Origin of the sequence: Paenibacillus sp. W4I10, assembly GCF_030816325.1 — a bacterium.
Lineage (GTDB): Bacteria > Bacillota > Bacilli > Paenibacillales > Paenibacillaceae > Paenibacillus > Paenibacillus amylolyticus_B.
This window is the reverse complement of record NZ_JAUSXX010000001.1, coordinates 1304843-1330382: the sequence shown is the minus strand read 5'-3', so window position 1 is coordinate 1330382 and position 25540 is coordinate 1304843. Positions and strand designations below refer to the sequence as shown.

General features: G+C 47.2%; 24 protein-coding genes. 6 read left to right on the top strand and 18 right to left on the bottom strand.

Going from position 1 to position 25540, the window contains the following annotated elements; all coding sequences use genetic code 11:
* Positions 1 to 154: 154 nt before the first annotated feature.
* Together QF049_RS06130 and QF049_RS06125 are read left to right on the top strand one after the other, a co-directional pair.
* Entirely contained in the window at positions 155 to 1189 is a 1035-nt protein-coding gene (locus QF049_RS06130) for a permease (RefSeq protein WP_307535678.1), read from the top strand.
* A gap of 82 nt (positions 1190 to 1271) precedes the next feature.
* Positions 1272 to 2255 (top strand): TIGR03943 family putative permease subunit, encoded by a 984-nt coding sequence (locus QF049_RS06125; RefSeq protein WP_307535676.1) that lies wholly within the window; start codon positions 1272 to 1274, stop codon positions 2253 to 2255.
* A 119-nt stretch (positions 2256 to 2374) separates the two neighbouring features.
* On the opposite strand, the gene QF049_RS06120 is transcribed toward QF049_RS06125, so the two are convergent.
* From QF049_RS06120 to QF049_RS06095, 6 genes are all read right to left on the bottom strand, one after another.
* Positions 2375 to 3676 (bottom strand): pyrimidine-nucleoside phosphorylase, encoded by a 1302-nt coding sequence (locus tag QF049_RS06120; RefSeq protein WP_036613808.1) that lies wholly within the window; start codon positions 3674 to 3676, stop codon positions 2375 to 2377.
* Positions 3677 to 3920: 244 nt separating this feature from the next.
* On the bottom strand, positions 3921 to 4628 hold the full coding sequence (gene deoD / locus QF049_RS06115; protein WP_017688193.1) for a purine-nucleoside phosphorylase: 708 nt from the start codon (positions 4626 to 4628) through the stop codon (positions 3921 to 3923).
* 100 nt (positions 4629 to 4728) lie between these two features.
* Positions 4729 to 5907 (bottom strand): phosphopentomutase, encoded by a 1179-nt coding sequence (deoB, locus tag QF049_RS06110; protein WP_124115150.1) that lies wholly within the window; start codon positions 5905 to 5907, stop codon positions 4729 to 4731.
* A gap of 31 nt (positions 5908 to 5938) precedes the next feature.
* Positions 5939 to 7126 (bottom strand): NupC/NupG family nucleoside CNT transporter, encoded by a 1188-nt coding sequence (locus QF049_RS06105; protein WP_307535672.1) that lies wholly within the window; start codon positions 7124 to 7126, stop codon positions 5939 to 5941.
* Positions 7127 to 7355: 229 nt separating this feature from the next.
* Positions 7356 to 8006, bottom strand: a complete 651-nt coding sequence (gene deoC / locus QF049_RS06100) for a deoxyribose-phosphate aldolase (protein WP_307543115.1) — start codon at positions 8004 to 8006, stop codon at positions 7356 to 7358.
* Positions 8007 to 8231: 225 nt separating this feature from the next.
* A complete protein-coding gene (locus tag QF049_RS06095; RefSeq protein WP_062836066.1) occupies positions 8232 to 9170 on the bottom strand; it encodes a DNA-binding transcriptional repressor DeoR in 939 nt (312 codons plus the stop codon).
* 236 nt (positions 9171 to 9406) lie between these two features.
* Between QF049_RS06095 and QF049_RS06090 the strand changes: the two genes are divergently transcribed.
* Positions 9407 to 10033 carry an FMN-dependent NADH-azoreductase gene (locus QF049_RS06090; RefSeq protein WP_307535670.1) on the top strand — a complete coding sequence of 209 codons (627 nt, stop codon included), beginning with the start codon at positions 9407 to 9409 and terminating at the stop codon, positions 10031 to 10033.
* Positions 10034 to 10193: 160 nt separating this feature from the next.
* On the opposite strand, the gene QF049_RS06085 is transcribed toward QF049_RS06090, so the two are convergent.
* The 5 genes from QF049_RS06085 to QF049_RS06065 form a co-directional block, all read right to left on the bottom strand.
* Positions 10194 to 10544, bottom strand: coding sequence for a hypothetical protein (locus QF049_RS06085; protein ID WP_036613800.1), 351 nt, complete (start codon positions 10542 to 10544; stop codon positions 10194 to 10196).
* An 85-nt stretch (positions 10545 to 10629) separates the two neighbouring features.
* Entirely contained in the window at positions 10630 to 10833 is a 204-nt protein-coding gene (locus QF049_RS06080) for a hypothetical protein (RefSeq protein WP_307535668.1), read from the bottom strand.
* A gap of 151 nt (positions 10834 to 10984) precedes the next feature.
* Positions 10985 to 11647 carry a class II aldolase/adducin family protein gene (locus QF049_RS06075; RefSeq protein ID WP_307535666.1) on the bottom strand — a complete coding sequence of 221 codons (663 nt, stop codon included), beginning with the start codon at positions 11645 to 11647 and terminating at the stop codon, positions 10985 to 10987.
* Positions 11648 to 11716: 69 nt separating this feature from the next.
* Positions 11717 to 13207, bottom strand: a complete 1491-nt coding sequence (locus tag QF049_RS06070; RefSeq protein WP_307535664.1) for a rhamnulokinase — start codon at positions 13205 to 13207, stop codon at positions 11717 to 11719.
* A gap of 124 nt (positions 13208 to 13331) precedes the next feature.
* On the bottom strand, positions 13332 to 15122 hold the full coding sequence (locus QF049_RS06065; RefSeq protein ID WP_307543112.1) for an L-fucose isomerase: 1791 nt from the start codon (positions 15120 to 15122) through the stop codon (positions 13332 to 13334).
* A 413-nt stretch (positions 15123 to 15535) separates the two neighbouring features.
* Here QF049_RS06065 and QF049_RS06060 point away from each other — a divergent pair, with 413 nt between their 5' ends.
* On the top strand, positions 15536 to 16552 hold the full coding sequence (locus QF049_RS06060) for a LacI family DNA-binding transcriptional regulator (protein WP_307535662.1): 1017 nt from the start codon (positions 15536 to 15538) through the stop codon (positions 16550 to 16552).
* Between the two features lie 229 nt (positions 16553 to 16781).
* Here the strand turns inward: QF049_RS06060 and QF049_RS06055 are convergent, their stop codons facing one another.
* From QF049_RS06055 to QF049_RS06045, 3 genes are read right to left on the bottom strand one after another with little or no spacing between them, the layout of a single operon-like run.
* A complete protein-coding gene (locus QF049_RS06055) occupies positions 16782 to 17675 on the bottom strand; it encodes an NAD-dependent epimerase/dehydratase family protein (protein WP_307535660.1) in 894 nt (297 codons plus the stop codon).
* 12 nt (positions 17676 to 17687) lie between these two features.
* Positions 17688 to 18458, bottom strand: coding sequence for a class I SAM-dependent methyltransferase (locus QF049_RS06050; protein ID WP_307535658.1), 771 nt, complete (start codon positions 18456 to 18458; stop codon positions 17688 to 17690).
* Positions 18459 to 18488: 30 nt separating this feature from the next.
* The gene (locus tag QF049_RS06045; protein ID WP_124115168.1) at positions 18489 to 19469 is read right to left on the bottom strand and encodes a Gfo/Idh/MocA family protein; all 981 of its coding nucleotides are present in this window, start codon (positions 19467 to 19469) and stop codon (positions 18489 to 18491) included.
* A gap of 189 nt (positions 19470 to 19658) precedes the next feature.
* On the opposite strand from QF049_RS06045, the gene QF049_RS06040 reads away from it, so the two are divergent.
* Positions 19659 to 20243 (top strand): bifunctional transcriptional activator/DNA repair enzyme AdaA, encoded by a 585-nt coding sequence (locus tag QF049_RS06040; RefSeq protein ID WP_307535655.1) that lies wholly within the window; start codon positions 19659 to 19661, stop codon positions 20241 to 20243.
* Complete coding sequence (locus QF049_RS06035) at positions 20240 to 21058, top strand: SPL family radical SAM protein (protein WP_307535653.1); 819 nt, start codon at positions 20240 to 20242, stop codon at positions 21056 to 21058. The genes QF049_RS06040 and QF049_RS06035 overlap by 4 nt, the downstream gene beginning before the upstream one ends.
* Before the next feature lie 167 nt (positions 21059 to 21225).
* Here the strand turns inward: QF049_RS06035 and QF049_RS06030 are convergent, their stop codons facing one another.
* From QF049_RS06030 to QF049_RS06015, 4 genes are all read right to left on the bottom strand, one after another.
* Positions 21226 to 22332, bottom strand: a complete 1107-nt coding sequence (locus QF049_RS06030) for a Gfo/Idh/MocA family protein (RefSeq protein ID WP_307535651.1) — start codon at positions 22330 to 22332, stop codon at positions 21226 to 21228.
* A 96-nt stretch (positions 22333 to 22428) separates the two neighbouring features.
* Positions 22429 to 23154, bottom strand: a complete 726-nt coding sequence (locus QF049_RS06025) for a ThuA domain-containing protein (protein WP_307535649.1) — start codon at positions 23152 to 23154, stop codon at positions 22429 to 22431.
* A 70-nt stretch (positions 23155 to 23224) separates the two neighbouring features.
* Entirely contained in the window at positions 23225 to 24397 is a 1173-nt protein-coding gene (locus QF049_RS06020; protein ID WP_036613779.1) for a Gfo/Idh/MocA family protein, read from the bottom strand.
* Positions 24398 to 24451: 54 nt separating this feature from the next.
* Positions 24452 to 25501: a LacI family DNA-binding transcriptional regulator gene (locus QF049_RS06015; protein ID WP_307535646.1), complete on the bottom strand. Its 1050-nt coding sequence runs from the start codon at positions 25499 to 25501 to the stop codon at positions 24452 to 24454.
* Between the last annotated feature and the right edge of the window lie 39 nt (positions 25502 to 25540).

Below are 25540 nucleotides of genomic sequence, written 5' to 3'. Positions count from 1 at the left end.
GAACTATACCGCAATTTTCTTTAGGTTGTCAACTCTAATATGATGAAGAATCTTGATTAATCGTAAAAATGTTGATTAGAACATAGGAATGATGTATGTTGCCGCACGTACAAGCATATATTTTAGCAAAGTCCTAGTTATGGAGGTCTGTTTCATGAAAATGGCAGCCAATTTGAAGCTCCTGTCCTTGCTAATTCCTTGTGCATTTCTTGTTCCCGTGTTGATCACAATGGCTCCAGACCTGAAGGAAGCATGGAACAGTGAAGCTTTGCAAAATATGAAAACCGTATTCATAGGTATCTTTCTTGAAGCTGCACCTTTTCTGCTCATGGGTGTGTTATTGTCTTCGCTCATGCAGTGGTTTGTATCCGAAGAAATGGTCCGCAAACTCACGCCCAAGAATCCGATCGGCGGTGTGCTGGTCGCAGGGTTGCTCGGTATTATTTTTCCCATCTGCGAATGTGGCATGATCCCTGTGGTGAGAAGGTTGATGCACAAAGGCATGCCAGCCTATATCGCAGTTACGTTCATCTTGAGTGGTCCCGTAGTCAATCCCATCGTATTTACCGCAACCTTGCTCGCCTTTCCCTCCCATCCTGAGATTACCATTGCCCGCATGGGACTGGCCTTTGCCGTAGCAGCTTCCATAGGCATGCTTGTGTATGTGTTTGTTCGTCGAAATCCCCTTCGGTTGCCAAAAGTCGCAGTGACAGAGGTCAAGACACATCCTGGGTTTAAAATGGCGCAACCTCACGCGCACGCAAATGCACATGATCATAAACATGTAAAAAACTGGCGCAGCTTCTTCATTCACGCCGGAGACGAATTCGTCGATATGAGCAAATATCTGGTGATCGGTGCCCTGATTACAGCCTGCATCCAGACATTCATTAGCCGCAGCGATCTCATCTCACTTGGCAATGGTCCTGTTGCCTCCTATGTGTTCATGATGGGATTTGCATATGTATTGTCTCTCTGCTCCACGTCTGATGCGTTTGTGGCTTCTGCGTTCTCACATACGTTTGCACTTGGGCCGCTGGTATCCTTCCTTGTGCTTGGTCCAATGCTGGATTTCAAAAGCACCCTGATGCTGCTCTCGACCTTCCGTACCCGGTTTGTTATTGGTCTAAGTCTAGCCATTATCACGCTCGTCTTCGCCGGCTCGTGGTTGATTAATCTGCTGGTCTAAAGGTTGAGCAACATACTTCATGACCTAAATGATTAATCTCATAAACTTTCATCCTGACGATTAATAGAAATGAGGTGATGTTATGAACCACACGATCTATACGATGACCAAACCTCCTGTTCCAAGGTCACACGTCATCCAATGGCACAACTTGATCCGTGCGGTCTGGATCGGCGGTCTTGCGGTATACATTATACATTTGAATTCAAGTGACTCGCTTCATTATTATTTGGCTCCTACCATGCAAAAACTGCTATTATGCTGCCCTGTTCCCTTAATGTTTATTGCAGTTATCATGGCCTGGCATGGACTGTTCAGTAGTAACGAAGTTCATTGCGATTGTGAACATCCACCTCCTTCTGGTTTCCTACGCAGCTCGTTGGTATATGGTCTGATTGCTATCCCCTTGTTGCTGGGGTTTCTGTTACCTGATCGGGCGCTCGGCAGCTCCATGGCCAGTCAGAAAGGAATGTCTCTCACCTATGCCCCTCCCGAGATTCGTCGAAAAGAGCCTTTACCTGATCCAGCAACGCAATTGAATGTACAAGATCACACACAAAAACCAACGACCGTTCAGCCTGCATCGGCTACCAAAGTACAATTCATTCCCCCAGACGAGTATAGCCGCGAATTCGCTGAACTGGCGGAGAAGTTGTATGCAGAACAGGTCATCCGAGTCTATCCCGAGATCTTCTCTGAAACCCTCGGCACGATTGATATGTTCCAGCGACAATTTGCAGGCAAAGATATCTCCTTAACCGGATTCGTTTATCGGGACAAAAGCATGGATCATGAATCACATTTTGCGCTGGGACGATTTCTCGTCATGTGTTGCCCCGCGGATGCAGCTCCCTTTGGCGTGATGATCCACATCCCAGAAGCGGATAGCTTCCCTACAGACAGCTGGGTGCAAATCGATGGCAGCATCGGTTCAGCACAGGTGAACGGTAAGGATACGATTGAGATTCGGGCAATAAAGGTGACACCTGTATCCGAGCCATCCACGCCTTATATTTATACCAACGCAGATTCAGTGATGGCGTATGAGAAAATAAAAAAACAATAATTGCTAATATTAACAGTGCACGCCTTAATGAAAAAAAGCCCCAAAGCTATGGATTACATCGCTTTGGGGCTTTCATGTTTAGTCAGATACGAGATTACATCTCGTCTGCTCTGATTGTATTATTCCGTTACGATATCATGAACCAATACAGGAGCATCAGCATGATCCGCAATTGTAATGTTTTCTTTGATCTTCGCAATGACGTCAGCTACGTCTTCACGATTGGCATGGATCGTTACGAGGGACTCACCAGCTTTGACTGGGTCACCGACTTTTTTGTTCAGCATCAGACCAACTGCGAGATCGATCTCGGACTCTTTCGTTGCACGGCCTGCGCCGAGCAGCATTGCTGCAGTTCCGATCTCGTCAGCTACGATTCCGGCAACATAGCCGTCTTTGTCTGCTGGGACTTCAACCAGATATTGTGCTTGTGGCAAACGATCTGGATGATCCACAACCGAAGCGTCTCCGCCTTGGTTTGCCAAGAAATCTTTGAATTTCTCCAATGCTTTACCGTTCTGGATCACTTCTTTCAATTTCTCCTCAGCGTGCTCCAAGGAATCTGCCTTGCCAGCAAGGAATACCATCTGACGTCCAAGAGCCAGACACAGTTCTTCCAGATCTTTTGGCCCTTTACCTTGCAGGGTGAGGATGGCTTCTTTTACTTCAAGCGCGTTACCAATCGCCAAGCCCAGTGGTTGGGACATATCGGAGATAACAGCCATCGTTTTGCGTCCAACATTGTTACCGATGCTTACCATGGCATGTGCCAATTCTTTAGCATCTTCCGTTGTTTTCATGAATGCACCAGCACCTGTTTTAACATCCAATACGATTGCATCAGCACCTGCTGCAATTTTCTTACTCATGATGGAGCTGGCGATTAATGGAATGGAGTTAACGGTAGCTGTTACGTCACGCAGTGCATAGAGCTTTTTGTCTGCAGGCGTAAGGTTACCACTTTGTCCAATAACTGCAACCTTATGTTCGTTTACGAGACGAATGAATTCTTCTTTTTCAAGCTCTACGTGGAAACCAGCAACGGATTCCAGCTTGTCTGTTGTACCACCCGTGTGACCAAGTCCACGTCCGGACATTTTGGCAACAGGAACATCCAGCGCAGCAACAAGCGGAGCGAGTACCAGTGTTGTTGTATCGCCCACACCGCCTGTGGAGTGCTTATCTACTTTGATACCTTCGATAGCGGACAGGTCGATCGTTTCACCTGAATTCACCATCGACATCGTCAGGTCGGCACGTTCTTTGTCTGTCATATCTTTGAAAAATACTGCCATCGCCCAAGCGCTGACTTGATAGTCTGGGATTTCTCCTTGTGTGTATCCTTGAACAACAAAATCAATCTCAGCTGTTGTCAGTTCTTTTCCGTCGCGTTTCTTGGCAATAATGTCTACCATTCTCATGATGATCTCTCCTTGTATGTGTATTGATTGTATAGAACACTTTGTTGTTTGTCCGTTCCGGCTCCGGATCGTTCCTTCGATCGCTGTTGTCTCCAAGTTTTTTTGATTCCATTTGCAATGGAGAAAACTCGGAGACAAAGGCGAACGCTTTGCTTCTTCAGAATCGATTCCGGTTCCTTCACTCCGTGCTTAAAACAAAAGTTTCGATTAAAATCAAATGATGTTTGAATATAAAATACAACAATTACAGTGTGATTGCTGTGTCCAGGGCAACTACCATCATGTCGTTAAACGTTTTTTGACGCTCTTCGGCAGATGTTTCTTCGCCTGTCAGCAAGTGGTCACTTACCGTCAGGATGGTCAGTGCGTTAACACCAAACTTGGCAGCGATAGTGTACAATGCTGTTGTTTCCATCTCCACGCCGAGTACGCCGTGTTTCATCAACTTCTCGGTTACGGAACGGTCATCGCGGTAGAAAGAATCGGAGCTGAACACGTTACCGACGTGAATTTTCATACCTTTAGCTGTTGCACGGTCATATGCTTCTTTCAGCAGGGAGAACGTAGCGATTGGTGAGAAGTCATATCCACCAAATACATGTTTGTTCATGCTGGAATCTGTACATGCTGCTTGTGCAAGGATAACGTCACGTACACGTACATGCTCCTGCATACCGCCACAAGTTCCTACACGAATCAGGTTTTTTACGCCATATTCGCTGATCAATTCGTTAGCATAGATTGCAAAGGACGGAATTCCCATCCCTGAACCTTGCACCGAAATCCGGTGTCCTTGATATGTACCTGTGTAACCGAGCATTCCACGAACTTCGTTGTAACATACAACATCTTCAAGGTACGTATCTGCAATATATTTCGCGCGCAAAGGGTCTCCTGGCAATAGGATCGTTTCTGCGATATCCCCGGGTTTTGCTCCAATATGTGTACTCATGAATGAATCTCCTCCAGTTATACAATTAGTAGTCTATTATGATGGCAGGACCGGAGCAGCCCAAGCTACTCCGACCTCCCCTATCCAGTTTTTGAAAAACTTATTTCAAATCCTTCAGGAAGCTGGTACCGTGTTCCGGCATTTTCACTCCAAAGTTCTCGGCTACGGTTGCGCCAAGGTCAGCAAATGTGCTGCGCAGGTCAAGCTTTTTGCCCTCGCTGAAGCGCGGAGAGTAGGCAAGCAGTGGTACATATTCACGTGTATGGTCTGTACCACGGTATGTTGGATCGTTACCATGGTCAGCTGTGATCAGCAGCAGATCATCGTTGGTCATTTTGGCAAAAATCTCTGGCAGCCGTGCATCATAGTCTTCAAGTGCCTGAGCATATCCTTGCGGATCACGACGGTGACCGTACAGGGCATCAAAATCAACCAGGTTCAGGAAGCTGAGTCCAGTGAACTCTTCATCCATCGTTTCAGACAACTTGTCCATGCCATCCATGTTAGAAACGGTACGAACAGCCTTGGTTACACCTTCGCCATCATAGATATCTGCGATTTTACCCAAAGCAATCACATCAAATCCGCTATCTTGCAGTTCATTCATAACCGTACGACCAAAAGGTTTGAGCGCATAGTCATGACGATTCGCAGTACGTTTCCAGTTACCCGCTTCACCTACAAATGGACGTGCAATAATGCGGCCGAGCATATACGGATCTTCAAGTGTAATCTCACGGCAGAACTCACAGATCTCATACAGTTCTTTCAACGGAACAACGTCCTCATGTGCTGCAATTTGCAGAACCGAATCCGCGGATGTGTAGACGATGAGCGCGCCAGTTTCAACATGCTCTGCACCCAGTTCATCCAGAATTTCAGTGCCACTTGCCGGTTTGTTGCCAATTACTTTGCGGCCCGTTTTCTCTTCAATACGCTGAATCAACTCATCGGGAAAACCATTCTCGAACACACGGAAAGGTGTATCAATGTAAAGACCCATCAGCTCCCAGTGACCTGTCATTGTGTCTTTGCCTCTGGATGCTTCCTGCATCTTGGTGTAATACGCTTTAGGTGCATCCGCTACAGGGACACCCTCGATTTCTTTGATGTTGGACAGTCCGAGACTGGCCATGTGAGGCATTTTCAGACCTCCGCGTTCACGTGCAATGTGACCAAAGGTATCTACATCAAAATCATCAAATTCTGCTGCATCCGGCGCTTCGCCGATCCCTACAGAATCCATAACGATCAGATGTACTCTTTTGAATGTTGACATAACTTTAAGCACTCCTTCCAAATAATCCAGCTTACAAGAACAGTCCAGTAATAATCGCTGACAGCACGCTGACGAGCGATGCACCGTAAAGCAGCTTCAGACCGAAGCGGGCGACCACATTACCTTGCTTCTCATGGAGTCCCTTCACCGCACCAGCAATGATACCGATGGAGGAGAAGTTGGCGAACGACACGAGGAAGACGGATACGATACCCGTTGTTCTGGCAGACATTGCAGTCTCCTTCAGATTAAGCATAGCGACGAATTCGTTGGATACCATTTTGGTTGCCATAATACTTCCTGCCTGAATCGCTTCTTTCCATGGAACACCCATGATGAAGGCAAATGGTGCAAACACATAACCGAGTAGCTCTTGGAACGAAATGCCAAGCACCGAGCTGAAAACTCCGTTAACAAGTGCAATCAAGGCAACAAAACCGATTAACATCGCAGCTACGATGATAGCAACTTTGAATCCATCCAGGATGTACTCGCCGAGCATTTCGAAGAACGATTGTTTCTCTTCATCCTGCACTTCCAATATATCTTCTTCTTCCGTCACCCGATAAGGGTTAACGATCGAAGCAATGATAAAACCGCCAAACAGGTTCAGTACAAGAGCTGTAACCACATATTTCGGCTCGATCATGGTCATATAAGCACCAACAATGGACATCGAGACCGTGGACATCGCCGAGGCACACAAGGTGTACAGCCGATGTTTTGGCAACAACCCAATTTGTTTTTTCACAGAAATGAACACTTCAGATTGCCCCAATACAGCCGAAGCAACCGCGTTATATGATTCCAGTTTGCCCATTCCGTTGATTTTGCTTAATACCAGACCAATATATTTTATAACAAAAGGTAAGATTCGGATATACTGCAATATGCCAATTAGGGCAGAGATGACAACAATCGGCATCAATACGCTGAGGAAAAACGGCGCCCCCCCGCTCTCTGCACCTACGGTAGTTAAACCCCCAAATACAAATGCGATACCTTCATTCGCATAGTCGAGTAAACTTTTAAATACGGTCGCGAAACCGCCAATTAAAAAAGTACCCACTCCTGTATTCAACAGAGCATAAGCTAGTATAATTTGTAAAACAATCATGATAGCCAGCGGCCGGTAACGTATCTGTTTTTTGCCGTTGCTTGCGATATAAGCCAGTCCAAAAACAACGAGTAAGCCGATAATGGCAATTAGAAATTTCATTTGATCTCTCCTTTGAAGGTAGTTAAGCCGGATGTGGAAATTCAGCTCAAAGGGCTCTTAAGCATTCTTATCAGTAATCTTTCAGAAAACTTATGAAGCGCTTACAACAAGTTCCGTTAATTAAAATATAAGTGTAATTTGTATTCCCTGTACCTGAGTCGAACGCCCAAGTACAGAGAATATAATATTACTTTTATTTATTAAGCTTTTTCTTGATAAGATCTTTTGCTTAATAAGACGATGAAGACTGACCACCCTGCATAATCTTCACGCCAGAACTAGCACCGATACGAGTTGCACCCGCTTCGATCATTTTCTGCATATCTTCCAGGCTACGTACGCCACCGGAAGCTTTAACGCCAACGTCAGGACCTACAGTACGACGCATCAAAGCGATATCTTCTGGTGTTGCTCCACCTGTGGAGAAACCTGTAGAAGTTTTAACAAAATCAGCTCCAGCTCGCACAGCTGCCTGACAAGCACGTACTTTCTCTTCATCCGTCAACAGACAAGTTTCAATAATAACTTTCACCAAAGCTTTACCCGCAGCCGCTTCAACAACAGCACGAATATCTTGTTCAACGAAATCATCTTTGCCATCTTTCAAAGCACTGATGTTGATGACCATATCGACTTCAGTTGCACCTTTAGCAATCGCATCTTTCGTTTCGAAAGCTTTTGTCTCCGATGTAGATGCTCCCAGTGGGAAACCAATAACGGTGCAGATATCTACGCCAGAACCGTGCAACTGCTCAGCAGCATAAGCAACCCAGCCTGGGTTAACACATACGGAAGCAAACTGATATTGCTTTGCTTCTTCAGTTAACTTGGCCATTTCACTTTGCGTTGCGTCCGCACGAAGCAACGTATGGTCGATCATTTTAGCTAATTGTGGTGTAGTCAATTGAATCTCTCCCTTATCTGAACTAGTTATTTTCTATACACTTACACTAACATGAACATATGTAAAAATCAACTTGAACTTTTGTTCACAGTTACACTTGTATTTCTTCTTCGTTATATTTTCTTCCTAAAAAAGCAAAACATCCGCCCTTTTTGCGTGGCAGATGTTGTCATCCATATCCAATTGAAATTAAATTTGAAATTAAAATCGAAGTAATGCCTGCGCTGTGTACTGGTCCGTGACCAGAATATTTGCGTAATGACCTTTGAGCGCGGCGTGAATGGCTTCAATTTTGCGTTGTCCCCCGGCAACAAGAATTGATTTTTCCTTATTTCTCAACTCGGCTAGATCAATTCCAACGGTTCTGCTGTTAATCTCTTCACTGATCAACTGACCTTCCGCGTCGAAAAAGCGTGAACAAATGTCACCTGCACCGGAGTTCATCAGCAATTGTTGCTCTTCTTCATTGAAGTAACCGAGCCTGAACAATAATGCATCTTCTTTCACAGTACCCACGGTAAACAAGGCAATGTTGGCCTGTCTGCCAAGTTCCACGATTCTACCTATATGCCGATCCGCTTCCACCATGTTTTTCACTTCAATGTTGTCGAAAATAACAGGCAGCGGCAGATACCTTGGTACCGTATGGAATGCCTCAGCGAATAAATGAACAATCTCAGCGGCATACGTATTGACATGGGAGTGGCTTACGCCCCCCTTCAATTGCACGACTTCGACACCCTTGACCTGCTTGGGACGAAGTTGGCGTGCTACAGCATGCATGGTTGTTCCCCAAGTCACCCCGATAATATCTGCATCCTGAACCGTCTCTTGAAGATAATCCGCTGCTCGTTTGCTGATATGCTTCTGTATTTCCTCATCACTCTTCAACGGGGCAAAACACACAAGTGCCGTATCCAGATCATATTTTGACTTAAGTTCTCCGGCAATGATGTCGATATCCTCCAGCGGGTCCATAATTTCAATCCGGACATATCCACGATCTTTGGCGTACTGAAGTAACCTTGATACGGTTGGACGCGACACACCCAACCTTGCGGCAATATCCTGCTGGCTATAATCGGACTGATAATACAATTTCGCTGCTTCAATGCTTAATCGTTGCTTCTCCAGGTCCATTCCCATGTGCGCTCATCTCACTCATCCTATTGTCTTTGGAAAATAAATACTCGTCCTGTATATTATACATGGATTGAGTATCTGGTCACTACATAGCATCCAATTCAGTATCATGATCAATCCATTCATATCCCTTTCTGACGTATAAAACAGGGGAAACGATGCATACTACTGCGGTCGCTTCATCATTGCCAATCGCTTCACCCCATTAATCGCACAGAGAGAGGAAGAACTACATGTCTACCTTATTGTATATTACTGCCCATCCTCATGATCATGAAACCTCCTTCAGCATGGCTACGGGCAAAGCATTTATTGATGCGTATCGTGAAAGTCACCCTTCTGATGAGGTTGTTCACCTCGATCTGTATCGTTCGGATATCCCCCATATCGATGCGGATGTCTTCAGTGGTTGGGGCAAACTGCAATCGGGTAGTGATCTGACTGCCGAAGAGCAGAACAAAGTAAGTCGTTTGAATGAACTGTCGGATCAATTTGCCTCAGCAGATAAATATGTTTTTGTAACCCCGATGTGGAACTTCTCGTTCCCTCCAATTCTGAAGGCTTATGTGGACTCGATCTGCGTAGCTGGCAAAACATTTCGTTATACCGAACAAGGTCCTGTTGGACTGTTGTCTGACAAAAAAGCGTTGCATATTCAGGCTCGCGGTGGTATTTATTCCGAAGGTCCCGCGGCTCAGATGGAATCCGGTCATCGTTACTTAAGCATTATCATGTCATTCCTCGGCGTGCCGAAGCTTGATGGCATTTTTGTTGAGGGGCACAATCAATATAAAGACCGTGCAGATGAGATTAAGCAACAAGCTATAGAGCAAGCACGCACTTTCGCAAAACAGTTTTAAAGAGAGGTAGCTTCATCCCATCTTCTCGGTACTGAAAACCGACCTTTTTGAACACTCACTTAAAGTGTAGTAAACAATTAAAACAAAAATAAAACCCACGTGCGTCCCAGGGATATTCCCAGGAAACACGCGGGTTTTCAATGTATAATCAACCTAGAGCTTATTGATGTCCAGCGCTGGCACGGCTCATGGTTTCAAGTTTACGTGTAATCGCATGACGGTCTACTTTCAATCCCCAGATCATTTCAATAATCTGCTCTTTCTCCTCAGGACTGTCGGCATGCTTCAGTTGCATTAACAAGTCATGCATTTGTTCATTAATGCCTTCAAATTGAATCCATAAATCCTGTCTTACCTCTTTTGAATCCAGATGATGATTCGCATCGACTTCTTCCTTCAATGCTTGCAGAATAGCATCTTTCCATTCGTCATCACCTAGCTGTTTCGCAATGTTCAGGAGATCCAGATAATCGTCAACAAGAAGTGAGTTCAATTCAGCATGTGTTTTCATCGTTTATTGCATCCCCTTTTCGTCTATTTACCAAGTATTATACTCGGTATTTCAGGATATGCAATAGCTGTCGGAAAAAGTTGATTTATGTAGCCTGTCCCTTCAACCTGTGAACAAGCAAATTACACAAGACAAAACCGATCAAAACATACACACCGATCAAACCCACAATGCCTATCCATCCAAGATGACTGTAAAGCAGTCCACCTCCTGTTCCACTTACGCTTGAACCAAGATAGTAGAAAAATAAATACAACGCATTGGCCTGGGATTTGTGCTGATTGGCCACGAGTCCAACCTTCGACGCTTTCTTTCTATTTCAACATGAAAAAAGAGCATTTCACATCCTTTATTCCAACGTTTATCTGGAGGATGCAAACTGCCCTTAAGGTAGTAATATTTTGAATCATGAACACAATCACGAATGAACAAATAAGGTCTCAGGACTTGAGTTGTTGCAGCAACTGCACACGGTATGCTTCACTTTCAAGGGATTGGATTTCCTTGTATTCTTCGGCAGTGAGCACTTTAGGTTCCCCGGCTGCCTTGGCAATCATATACACCTTCGCACTTTCTTCCACTACCTGGGTGCGATAATAGGCTTCGCGGAGGTTTTTACCGGTCGTAACCAATCCGTGATTGACGAGAATGAGTGCCGTATGTTCTTCTACCTTTGCTGAGACTGCATCGGCAAGTTGTTTCGTCGTTGGCAGAACATATGGAACAAATCCGATATCACCTACCAAAGCGGACTGATCAGGGAACAAGTGAGGCAATTCATCAAAAACGAGACTAAGTGCGATCGTATATGCCGGATGCGTATGCACAATGGCTTGAATATCAGGATTCACACGATAGCTGTACAGATGCATCAATACTTCAGAGGAAGGGCGTGTTGCTCCGGCCCGAGTCTCTCCTGTCTCAATATCAATTGCAATCCATTCTTCAGGCTCCAGATCTTCAAGCGCGTAACCACTCGGAGACAACAACATCGTCCCCTCCGAACGGGCGCTCAGATTACCACCTGGGCCTACGACCAGTCCTTGGGCAACTGCTCTGCGGGCATATTTCGTCAACTCTTCCCTTATTTGCTGTTCAGACATGTTTTCTCCACTCCTCATACTTTTCTTTTTAGCATTTTGCGTCAATGCTCATTGCATTAAATCTGTTCATTACCTTTTGATTTGATTCAGACTTTGGTAGTTTTCATAAGCTTCCTGCCACAGCTCTGTATCCTCAGGCTCATAGGTCTCGGGGGAAAAGGAAGCAGCCATGACCTCCCGTACCTCGGCCAAGCTACTCACTTCTCCATGCGCAAGGAATTGCAGCATGCAATTCCCGGCTGAAGTCGCCTCTGCCGGGCCTGCCACCATCGGGACACCGGCTGCATTGGCTGTAAACTGGCATAATAGGCGATTGTGTACACCACCACCAACCATATGAATGACACGAGGTCTTGTACCTGTAATCAACTGCAGTTCATCCAGCGTCTGTCTGAATTCCAGTGCAAGACTTTCCAGAATGCAGCGTACAATCGCTCCAGTCGTTTCGGGCACTGTCTGTCCGGTGAGACTGCATTGTTGCCGTATTCGTTCAGCCATATTCCCTGGCGCCAAATACACGCCATCTCCCGGCGATACATAACTTTGATGCGGCGTTGCCAAGGTAGCCAATTGAATCAGTTCTTCATGTGTAAAAAGTTGATTCTCCCGCTCCCATTGCCGTTTGCATTCCTGTAGCAGCCACAAGCCTGAACGATTTTTCAGGGTGCGTACTTTTCCACTTACCGTCCCTTCATTGGTGAATCCCAATGCACGACTTCGGTCATCCAATACAGGTGTATCACGCTCCACCCCCATCAGAGACCAGGTGCCACAGCTGATAAAAGCGAAATCTGAATCATTCACAGGGATTGCTGCCAAGGCAGATGCCGTATCATGTGAGCCCACAGAGACTACCTGCATCGGTCCAGTCCGTAACTCGGCGCACAACTCATTTGTTAAATCACCCAGCACGGTACCCGGTTGAACGAGTTTTGGAAATAATGTTTCCGGTATACCGAGACGCCCGATCAGATGTTCATTCCAACGCGCCTCGCCTGCATGCAACAGCCCGCTGGTACTTGCAATCGTATACTCACAAGCTTGCTGACCAGATAGATAATAGTGAAATAAATCTGGCATAAACAACATGCGCACATCCGGACGCAAACCTTCGGCCTGCTCTCGTACACTGCCTAGCAATTGGAATACCGTATTGATTTGCTGCGGCAGAACGCCGGACATGGCGTACAGGTCTTCTTCTTTCACAAGGTGCAGAACTTCTTCCATCCACTGCTCATTGCGTGCTTCCCGGTAGTGCCGCGGATTCGAGCATAATCTTCCCGCCCCATCCACCAGTCCATAGTCCACTCCCCACGTATCCACTGCTATAGAACGGACCGATGGAGAGACGCCTTGCGTCCCTTTCACAATGCCTTGTTTTAATTCATGAAAAAGTCGTAAGAAATCCCAATACAATCCGTCCCTCAGCTGCACGGGTTCGTTGTTAAATCGATGCACTTCTTGTAACGAGAGTCTGCTTCCATCAAAAGAACCCCGGACTACGCGTCCACTCCCAGCGCCGTAATCGGCAGCAAGCACATGTGTTGCTTGATCGCCCATTCTTTCAAGCCTCCTTAACTCTACGCGATAAGCCGTATTCGAGTTCTGAACACAGCTTTCAAGAGAACGCCATGTTACCTCATTTCACAAGGAACATGGCGTTTGACAGGAATGGAACTTTATTTTAACGATACAACGGACCAAATACACTGCAAGCACGGTAGTCTGCGCTCTCCGGCTCACTTGTGCCGAACAATCCCCATGCACGCGGACGGAAAATTTCCGTTTCAGGTACATTATGCATATTTACCGGAATGCGAAGCATGGAAGCGAGTGTAATCAGATCAGCACCGATATGTCCATACGAGATGGAGCCATGGTTGGCGCCCCATTGATTCATGACTTCGTAAACGGAAGTAAACGCTCCCGACCCAGTTAGAACAGGTGCAAACCAGGTGGACGGCCAGGTTGGATCTGTCCGCTGATCCAGCGTATCATGCACATCTTCAGGCAGATCGACCGTGTAACCCTGAGCGATTTGCAACACTGGTCCCAGTCCCTTGACCAGATTCAGACGTGTCATCGTTACAGGCATGCCACCTTTGGTCAGAAAATCCGCTGAATAGCCGCCCCCGCGGAAATATTCTACGGATGCCGGTCTCCAGGATGTTGCTTTTAGGCAGTCCTGTACTTCCTCATCTGTAATTTCCCAGAATGGCTTGAGTACAGGCTTACCATCTCTGGACTGTTGTCCAGTGCCATCCAAAGCTGCGGAACCGGAGTTAATCAGATGCAGGATGCCATCCTTCGCGTTTCCTTCCAACTGGTGCCCCGTCACACGCTGTACTGAATCTGGACTCCAATACGTACGCACATCAGCAAAGATCTGTGCCGTATGTGTCAGCAGCGAACCGAATAACATCGATACCCCGTTCAGGCTGTCATTCTCCGTTGCAACCAGATAAGGCGCACGTTTGCCATTCCAGTCAAAGGAAGAATTTAATATCGACTCCAGAAAATCTCCGTTCGGAGAATGATCCGTCCACTGCCGTTGTCCCTGGAAGCCGGATACAATCGCGTGGTGACCCATCGATTCCTCTGTAAAACCAAGCTCTGCCAATCTTGGATTGCCCGCCATCAAGTCACGCACAATTTGGGTCATTTTCACAACGGTCTCCCATTCGTACTCTTTGCGTTTGCGATCCGATTGCAGATGGGCAGCGTTGTTGTCCGGACCTTCGTTACAATTCTCCTTCACCCAGGCCAGTGCGAGCTTATACTCCTCAGGATCGTAGATTTCTTCTTCAATACGACGAGTGAGCTCGCTCATATCCACATATTCGTTGCGCATGCCCAGATACTCTTGGAAAAATGAATCGTTCACAATTGAGCCTGCAATCCCCATGGATACCGATCCAATGGACAGATACGCTTGCCCTTTCAAGGTCGCGGCTGCCAGACCCGCACGGCTGAACCGGAGTAATTTGTCACGCACGTCATCGGGAATTGTTGTATCCCCGCCGTCCTGAACATCCTCTCCATAGATCCCAAAGGCCGGAATCCCCTTCTGAGCATGGGCAGAGAGAACTGCCGCCAGATATACAGCACCCGGACGTTCAGTTCCGTTAAAACCCCAGATAGCTGTTGGAGTGGATGGTGACATATCCATCGTTTCCGTACCATAACACCAGCACGGTGTCACGGTGATCGTTACGCCCACGTTGGAACGGCTGAATAGTTCTGATGCTGCGGCCGCTTCGGCCACTCCGCCAATACAAGTCTCGGCCACAACACATTCCACCGCGGACCCGTCAGGATAACGCAGTTCGGCTGCAAGCAGTTCCGCAACAGATGTCGCCATCCGCATCGTTTGCTCTTCCAGTGACTCCCGAACACCCTTGCGTCTTCCATCAATCGTGGGACGAATACCAATCTTGGGGAAAGCCTGCTTATAACGATAATCCTGATGTGTCATACTGGAATGTCCTCCTTCAATTCGTTTCATAGAATTTGGGTTGAATTGAGAAACCTTCTGTCTGATCCATATGCATTGATTGGAATGGGATAATGACGGAAATACAACCGATACCCGAGTGGCACACAAGAGCTGCATACACAGATTATCAAGAGCACTACTTGAGTGTTGAATGCGTTTACATATTTTAAAAAATAACAATAAACCACTTCATTAATTAGCTATGTATGTAGTTCCTCTATTCAAGAAAATGGAACGTGCATGAGCGAATTCAACGAAATAGTTTATGTAGTAAAAACGTTCAGAACCCTTTAGGGTTATCGGTAACCCTAACATAGCATGAGCCTATCTTGCTGTCAATTGGCATTATCCTATAGAATGGTAAGACTATGTTGCGGAAAGGTTAGATTCTAATGATTACCATTTACGATATTGCCAAAAAAGCCAACGTCTCCGCCATGACGGTCTCCAAGGTCATTAATCATACAGGCCGCATAAGTTCCGCGACACGCGAACGTGTTCAACAGGTGATCGACGAACTGGGTTACATCCCGAACTCCAATGCACGCAGCCTTGTGCTTCAGCGAACCCAGATGCTCTCGCTGCTTATTACGGATATTACCAACCCTTTTTATACAACACTCGCCCGTGGCGCTGAAGATGCAGCCCATCTTCGTGGGTACCGTCTTTTATTCGGCAATAGTGACGAGGATTACCATAAGGAAAAGGACTACGTAGATGCAATTCTGTCAACTCGCGTCGATGGTGTACTCTTTGCCCCGGCAGGAGATCGTTCTCTAACTCATCTGAAACAGTTGCAGGAACGTCACATTCCTTTTGTCTTTCTGGACCGAACCGTCCCTGGCATTACGTCAGATATCATTGCCGGAGATAGCCGGGAAGGTGCAATTGAGCTAACCCGTTATCTGGTGCAATTGGGGCACCGGCGCATTGCTCTGGTCAATGGTTCTTCCGAAGTCTCTACCGCCAGACTGCGGGAGGAAGGTTATATAGAGGGTATGCGTGAGGCCGGAGCTGAGATCGATCCCGAGCTTGTGCTTCGAACCGGGTACCGGAATTTCACCGATGAAGAGGGACTGGATCGACTACTCTCACAACCGGAGCAACCAACAGCCATTTTTGCAGCCAACAACATGCTGGCGATTGGGGTCATCCGGCTTTTGCGCAAACGAGGACTACGTGTGCCAGAAGACATTTCTGTTGTGTGTTTCGACGATCTGGATCTGGCTTCTGCTTTCGATCCTTTTCTGACTGTAGCTGCACAGCCAGCATATGACTTTGGGTTTCAGGGTGTACAGATGCTGATTGACCGGATTGAAGGCAAGGCTCCTTCCGAAGCCCAAACCATTATTCTACCGTCAGAACTGCGCATACGGGCTTCAGCTACTGCTCCACGTGAGCAAAAATAGAGTTAAGCACCAGAGTTGACTAAATATTATCGTGTAAATGATTAGTCCCACTTATCTAGATTAGGTCTCGTTCAAATTCGAAAAATGTACAACATAAACAGGGTGCACCGGAGATTACACTCTGGTTGCACCCTGTTTGATGTTCATTCGTTAGAATGACCCGCTCGTCCGAACCGGTTGGTTCGTCAGGTTCATTCAGTTTCATTTTGGTTCCATCCGAGCCGATATTCTACCGCTCCGACTGTAATGCAAGAGCGACCTCACGAACGAGTCCCGGGAACCATTCCATCAAAGGTTCGAACGTATATCCCGCTTGTTCAGCCTTGGTCGTCTCCATCGTCCATGATTGCTCAATTCCGAAGGGTGACATGTCCTCTTTCACCGTTTCCGTGAGGATCTGGGACTGCATGCCCGTGACCGTCTCGATCAGATGTATCATGGCTGACAGCGTAATTGCACCCTTGGAAGCTGCATTCACCGGACCCGTAATGGACGAGTGTCCAAGCCAAGCAAGAAATCTTGCCGCTTCGGTGGAATTGATAAATCCAATCTCCGCATCCGGATTTGGCATGCCGATCGGTTTTCCTTTTTGCACATGTTCAATATGAAAATGGAGTCTTCTCGTATAATCATCTATTCCGAGTACAATTGGAATGCGCATCGCCACAACCGGGAAATCCGCTTCCTGGAAAAATACAGCCTCCGCAAGCCGTTTGCCTTCTCCATACGAAAAATCCGCCGCACTCCCATACTGTAATGGATATGTATACGGGTCAAAATCCGTTTCCTTGAATCCAGGTCTGGGATCACCGTACACCGAGAGTGTGGATGTCAGGACGTATCTTTTGGTGCGTCCTGCAAAAGCTTCACATGCCGCTTTCGCCGCATCTGGGGAATAACAGATATTGTCGTACACAATATCCCACATGTCTGTCTGCGCAACCTCTGCCAGAGATTCCGGGTCTTCACGATCCATCTTGATTCGGTTTACTTCGGGTCCGAAGTCAACATCCGTTTTACCACGAGTTGCGACTGTGATCTGAGACTTCCCTTCCCACAGCAAGTGATCCACCAGACGTTTACCAAAAAAACGTGTACCCCCAAGTATAAGTACTTTATTCATCCAAAAAACCTCCTATCTTGTTCGATTATGTTTAACAATTTGAAGCATGGTGTGAGCGTTCCGTTGAAACTCATATGAAGTTGGTACTTCGGATACCGTGCACCCACGCTCTTCGAGTATTAATTTTAACTCATCCATGTGCTTGTAACGTTGGCCAGACAGATCCACTGTTGGAAAAATGCGAACCTCTCGTTTGGTCACACGCAGCAGCTCCATTACGGTTGCAACATGAAAATCAACATCCAATCGATCCGCATACGTAAACAGGAAATGGGCGGATAACGTCAGATCGAATTGTTCATCCGCAAAGGGTAGATCCGGGAGCACAGACGCCACATAACGGTCAGGAAACATTCTCATATCTGCGATGCAATCTGTGATGGCACGAGTTCGTTCTTCCTTTAACCCCTGGATTGATCCAAATTGATCCCACACATATATGCTTTGCACCGATTCCATCTGTTTCATCGTATGCTCAATGTCCTGAAATCCCTTTACTTCAAGCTCGTCGATCTCATATTCGTAGGCAATATCCACGGCCATGGGGTCTGCACCCAACTTGCGCGCCTGGCTACTGAATGAACACGCTCCACCTGGACAATCCAGAATGGACTTGCCATTAATCTCCTCCACATTCAGGTTGAACATCTTCATATATTCATCGAAGGTTCTTCCTATGAAAACGATCTGTGTCAGTTCCAAACCAACAGATTCATTGGACTGCTGATCTTCTCGGCTGTTCTTCTGATCATCTCTAATGTTGCTCTGCTCATCTCTGCTCATCTCGTCTCAGCTACCTTTCCTGTTTTTGAATCAATCGTTAGGGAACACAAGCCCAATCTGCTTCCGAATCTGATCCATGACCTGCATCGTAACATAAGAACGTTCATACGTGTTCATGTCGGATTCCTTTTTGCCTTCCTGAACCAGATTCACGAACTCCTCCACTTCATAATACATCGCCGGATGGTTTTGTTCGACTGTGAGCTGCTCCACCGTACCGTCATTGTAACGTATCTCTGCATGTTCCGGTGAGCCAATCTTATCAATGATGATGCTGCCCAGTTCCCCCATAATTTCGCTTGGTACATGAGAATTGGAGATTTTGGAGTATGTAACAACCGCATCCATCCCATCATAATCCAGTAGCACACTGCCTTGTCCATCCACACCAGATTCCAGCATCATCGCTTGGGATTGAACCCGATTAGGTGCACCGAACAACGTAATCAATGGATAGAGACAATACACACCGAGATCCATTAACGCCCCATTAGCGAGTTCAGGCTTGAACGCGTTCAGGACAATCCCCTCTTTGTACTTGTCATAACGCGAAGAATACTGAGAGTATCCTGCTACATACTTGCGGACAGGACCGATTTTATGCAGGCTCTTCTGCACCATTTTGAACTGGGGAACAAGGGTCGATTTCATCGCTTCCATGAGCAGAACCTCGTGTTCTCGTGCTGTATCGATTATGCTCCGAACTTCGGCGCTATTTGCAGCCAGAGGTTTCTCGCACAATACATGTTTACCGTTTCTCAGAAAAAGCTCAGCCTGCTCTGCATGAACCGTATTCGGTGTTGCAATGTAGACTGCATCAATCACATCACTTGCCGCCAACTCTTCCAGATCGGTGAAACGGTGTTCAACATCATATTTATCTGCGAATGCATTAGCCTTATCTTCAGTTCTTGAATACACGGCGGTTAATTTGAAACCTTCAACCTGTGCTGCGGCTTCAAGAAGCCTTTCTGTAATCCAGTTGGTACCCACTACTCCAAAACGAACCATGCTTACCTACCTCTTTCATCTATAAATTTCATTTGAGATATAAACCACTTCCATCCTATATATTGTAGCTCATATTTCGTTCAGATTGAAGGAAGGTACTTTATCCCAGATATTGATATCTTGCTTTTTAAGTTGAAACTTCGTCAATCCCTTGGAATTAGGGGTATAATTGGAGATGAGGTGATCACCGTGGAAAGTCCAGATCAAGATCGCATACTGCCCGAATCTATAGATGAAAAATACTGGCATGCCGTCATCAACAACGATAATTCTTATGATGGAACGTTCTTTTACGGTGTGCAAACAACGGGCATTTTCTGCCGACCTTCCTGTAAGTCCAGAGCACCCAAAGCTGAAAATGTGCTGATATTTCAACATGTCGAAGAAGCGTTGGCACGAAAGTTCAGACCCTGCAAACGTTGTAAACCAACAGGCGAGCGTGTACCTGATCAGGAGTGGATATACGGGATCACGGATTACATCGAACATCATTACGCCGAACCTCTAACCTTGGATGTCCTTGCCACTGTAAGTCATGGCAGTCCTTATCATCTGCATCGTGTGTTCAAGCGGATTACAGGCCGCACACCGGTTCAATATATTCAGGATAAACGAATTACCGAAGCCCGGAAGTTGCTTGAACATACCGGACTTACCGTCACCGATATTGGCCGCCATGTCGGTATACCTAACTCAGCTTATTTCATCACTGTATTTCGCAAACACACAGGTCTCACACCTGCATACTACCGCGAAAGGCATGAGAACTTATGAAGACAAATCTTACTTACAAAGTACCCAAAACGTTACTCAACAAGGGGACAGGGTTCCTTAATGGATATACACATACGCTGAATCCTTACACAGGCTGCGCCTTCGGTTGTTCCTATTGTTATGTCAGACAGATGCCTGTCTCCTTATTTCGCAAAGAGGATTGGGGGAGCTGGGTGGATGTGAAACAGGAGGCTTCTCGAGTGTTCGCCAAAGAATTGCAGCGTGCCTTACAGAAAGGGAAGGTCACTCTGTTCATGTCCTCCAGTACCGACCCGTATCAACCCGCCGAATACAAGGAGTGTATCACGCGTTCATTGCTTGAAACGATGGTACAGCATCCGCCCGATTTTGTATTAGTCCAAACCCGAAGTCCACTCGTTACCCGGGATATAGATCTGCTACAGCAGTTAGGTGACCGGGTTCGGGTCAGCATGACGGTGGAGACGGATCTGGACGATATGCGCAAGCATTTCAGTCCTTCCGCTCCCCCAATTGCAGGCCGATTACGTGCACTGGAACAGTTGCGGGATGCCGGAATACCGACACAGGTTGCGATTGCTCCCGTATTACCCAGCAGTGAACAGTTTGCAGCCATCTTGAGACCTCTGGTTCAGCGTGTATGCATTGACGATTATTTCATGGGCGATGGTAGTGAGGGCAAGCGCACCCGTCGACTCGGTATGGAGTCGCTCTATCAAGAAGTGGGGATGGAGCACTGGTATCATCCAGATGCGTATCAGACTGTTGTGCAGCGGATGAAAAACGTTTTTGCCGAGGATGAGATTTGGATCAGTCAGGCGGGATTTGAGCCCTAAATGGCTATATAAGTTGAATTAAAGAATATTTACACTGGACACTCCAATGACCGAACAACCTTCCGATCGCTGTTATCTCCAATTTTTTTGATTTAATTAAAAATAGCCCCTTTCCTTGTTTGAAGGAACAGGGGCTATTCATTATGACATAAGCCTTAATGGCTATCTTATTTATCCAATGTATACAATGGCAGATCCACCGGCAATGCAGCCGGGCGCTGACACGAGCTTTTCATCTGGTAGAACGTCTGCTCATCTGATGAATCGTGGAATGCCCACATGGCCTCAAGTACGTGGTATGCCAGTTCCCCGCTCGCACGGTGTGCACGTCCACTTTGGGCTGCATAGGCCATATCTGCCACACCGATGCCGCGTGTATTTTCCTGATATCCTGGGAGAAGCGGAACTTCCGTCCATTCATGTTCACCCAGCAAGCGGTAACGAACGGGACCGCCGAAGGTATTGGGGTCAGGTACCTGCAATGTACCGTGTGTGCCATATATCTCAATCGGTGGCAATGCACTCCCGCCAAATACGTCAAAACTTGTAATCAGTGTGCCAATGGCTCCCTGTTCAAACTGTAACAGACCGGTAACGTGTGTTGGAATTTCAACGGGAACCGTTTGGCCTCTCTTTTTCTCACTCGTAATCGTCCGCTCTTCCATGGCTTTACCCGTCATGCCTGCAATCGATTTGATCGGTCCCATCAGTTGGATCAATGCCGTGAGGTAGTACGGACCCATGTCAAACATTGGCCCACCGCCTGAGGCATAATAAAACTCCGGATCGGGATGCCAGTGCTCATGACCACGGCTCATCATAAATGCGGTCGCCGCAACCGGCTTGCCGATTACCCCTTCTTCCACCAATTGAAGTGAAGTCTGGATACCTGAACCGAAGAAAGTCTCTGGCGCGCAGCCCACGAGCAATCCTTTACGCTTCGCTGTTTCGAGCACGGCCTGCCCTTCCTCACGGGTAACAGCGAGCGGTTTTTCTACATAAACATGTTTGCCTGATTCGAGCGCCCGCAAGCATACATCCGCATGAACGGAAGGAATCGTCAGGTTGATAATCAGCTCAATCTCGGGATCAGCCAAGATTTCGTCGACGCTGTATACGTTAGGCACGTTATAGGCTGCTGCCTGCTCCTCGGCACGTTTCCGGTCGAGATCCGCAACAGCAACAAGTTCCAGCACCTCGAACCGGTGACAGTTTTCCATATAAATTCCGCTGATTTTACCGCAGCCAATAATGCCTACTTTCATTGTTTTCATACCTGGGGCTCCCTTCGCCGTGGATCAGAAATGGTTTATCCATTGAAAATGAATGGTTAACACTGAAGTTACGTTTGCAATCAAACTACAATCTCATTAGTTCTGGTTGTCCGCCATACCTGTGTACACTTCGGTTGATGAACTTACTCGACTCTTGGCAAGCTCTTTGCCTGCTGCTGTCCATTTGAATCCACTGCGCATCATTTCAGTAACGGGTTTCATGTCTACAATGTCTGCATGGTGTCCCAGTGAGTTGTAGAATACCCGCCCTGCGCCCCAGCGTTTCGTCCAGACAACAGGCATATCTACCGGTCCATTCGCCGCATGCGGACCAGTCACCACTGGGAACCGAGTTGTTGCCAGCACTTCCACTGCCGGGTCTACGTGCAGGTAGTACTGTTCGCTTTTTACCTGAAAATCTTCAATATGATCCAGTAACGGGCTAGAGCCACGCTTCATGTTCACCATATACTCCACACCATCGTTACCTGGATGAGCAACCCATTGTCCACCCGTCATAAACTGCCAGTCTACGTTATTTCGGAAGGCATCACACATCCCGCCATGAAGACCAGCCAAGCCCACACCGCTCTGAACAGCCGCTGATACGTTATTGACCAGTTCCTGCTCAATCTGTCCCATCGTCCACAAGGGCACGATCAGATCCAGACCCATCAGCTTCTCTGCATCCGCATAAGACTCCAACGTATTCGAGACTTCAACCTCAAACTGCTCTTCCTTCAAAATACGTTCAAAAATCGCTGCTACCTGCTCCGGTTCATGTCCATCCCAGCCGCCCCATACAATCAGTGCTTTTCTCATCGTTTATTCACTCGCTTTCGCCTAGTTTAGTTGTGTTCAACCTTATTTCTGACGTCACTGTCTTACTTGCTCACATCTCTTCAAGCGTCACCCAGCGTCGCTCCGTCACCGAACGTTCTACCGCTTCCAGTACAGCCTGACAGGCGACCCCATCGTGGAAACTCGGTGATGGTTGTCGTCCTTCAGAGATCGCAGTTACCAACTCCAGCATTTCATGCGTAAACGTGTGCTCGAATCCAATCGTATGTCCGGCAGGCCACCAGGCTTCAGCATATTTATGTGCCGGATCGGTTGCCAGTACACGGCGGAATCCCTGTACGTCCTCTTCATCCTTTGTAAAATACACTTCCAGTTCATTCATCCGTTCAAAATCAAATCGTACGCTGCCGAGACTACCGTTAATCTCAAACGAGTTTGTACTCCGATGCCCCGCTGCAAAACGTGTAGCCTCGAAGCTGCCCAGCGCCCCTCCTGCGAATCGTGCCAGGAACAACGTAGCGTCGTCGACGGTCACTTCTCCTTTCGGTGCATCCGCATTCGAACTGCCCTTTGCACTCAGCCCGGTCATCTCTGCTGCAAGTGGTCTTTCTTTGATGAATGTTTCGCTCATGCCGATGACTTCCTGGAATTCACCAACAAGGAAACGAGCCAGATCGATTAAGTGCGCACCCAGATCCCCATGGGAACCAGAGCCAGCCACTTCTTTTTGCAAACGCCATACCAGCGGGAACGAAGGGTCCATAATCCAGTCCTGCAAGAAAAAAGCGCGGAAATGATAGATCTTACCCAGTCGTCCGCTCTCCACCAGATCCTTCGCTAATTGCACCGCTGGTGAGAAACGGTAGTTGAACCCGACCATATGTGCGACTCCAGCATCCTCTGCTGCCTGAAGCATCTCACGCGAATCCGCAAGGGACAGAGCCAGTGGTTTCTCACAAAACAGATGTTTGCCCTGACGAGCTGCTTCCAACGCAATTTCTTTATGGGCATCACTTGGTGCGTTAATATCAATCAGATCGATATCATCCCGCTTCACCAGTTCGCGCCAATCCGTTACACTTTCGGACCAGCCGAACTGATTCGCTGCCTCCTGCACTCCCTGCTCGTTACGTCCACAGATCACAGACATCTCAGGCTGCAGCGGAGCAGACGGGAAAAACATCGGCAGACTGCGATAGGCATTACTGTGGGCCTTCCCCATAAACTTGTATCCAACCATTCCGACACGAAGACGATTTGACATGATCATTTCCTCCTTTGGAATAATAAAAAGTCTTTCCATATGTGTACCAATAAACTATTGACGGATAGAAGAAGCACGGATGATCAGTTCGGTAGGCAACAACGCTCTCGCTGATTCGTTTACCGCTGGAACTGGGTTATTTGCTTGATGTGTGTCACCCACAGACCCATGCATAACCTTCGATGCTGCAAGTTCACCCATTTCAAAAAATGGAACCCTGACGCTACTCAGCGGCGGAACCGCCATCTCGGCGGCATCGGAGTCGTCATAACCCACAAATGCCGGAAAATCCGCAGGCCCTATTCCCCGCTCACGCAAACCATGCATGACACCAATTGCCATCCGGTCATTAGCCGCAAATACAGCATCAATCTCATGTAGGCGATCTGCTACAATCGCTGCCGCCTCAATGCCACTTCGTCTACTATAATTCCCCTCAAGCAATAGACTCGGGTCTAGCTCCATACCTGCTTCTTGCAGGCCAAGACGGACACCTTCCATTCGCTCCTGGCTGTTGGAGTAGCTGTCCGGACCATTGAGAAAAGCGATTTTGCGATACCCCTGATCCGTAAGATGACGTATGGCAAGCCTGCTTCCTTCCACATGATCCGCATCCACTTCCGTGAATGATTGGCCCTCAAAATGCTGATTCATGACACAGAATGGGTGTCCTTCCTGGTGAAGCTGCTGCATGGCCGCCAGTTCTTCATGATCGTCTCTGGCACCTAGGATAATGCAAGCGTCCACTTTCTGACGCCGGAACAGATCCGTATAATTCATTACTTCACCGGGTGTCCGGAACATAACCAACAGGTCCATGCCATTGTCTCTGGCTTTGCTTCCAATCCCACTCAGCATTTCCGAGAAAAAATACGCCGAGAACAGATGCGCCTTCGGAACATAAGGTAATACCACGCCAAGGTTCCCGCTTTTACTTCTGGCAAAACTGCGAGCAAGAGCGCTGGGCACATAGCCTAACTGTTCAGAAGCTTCAAGAACCTTGCGGCGTGTCTCTTCTTTAATAGGACCTACCCCATTAAGCACCCGGGAGACCGTTGCCTCGGAAACACCCGCAAGATCAGCCACTTCTTTACGAGATGCCATGAATTTCACCCCCTTTTATATAAGTTGAACTAAAGGTTA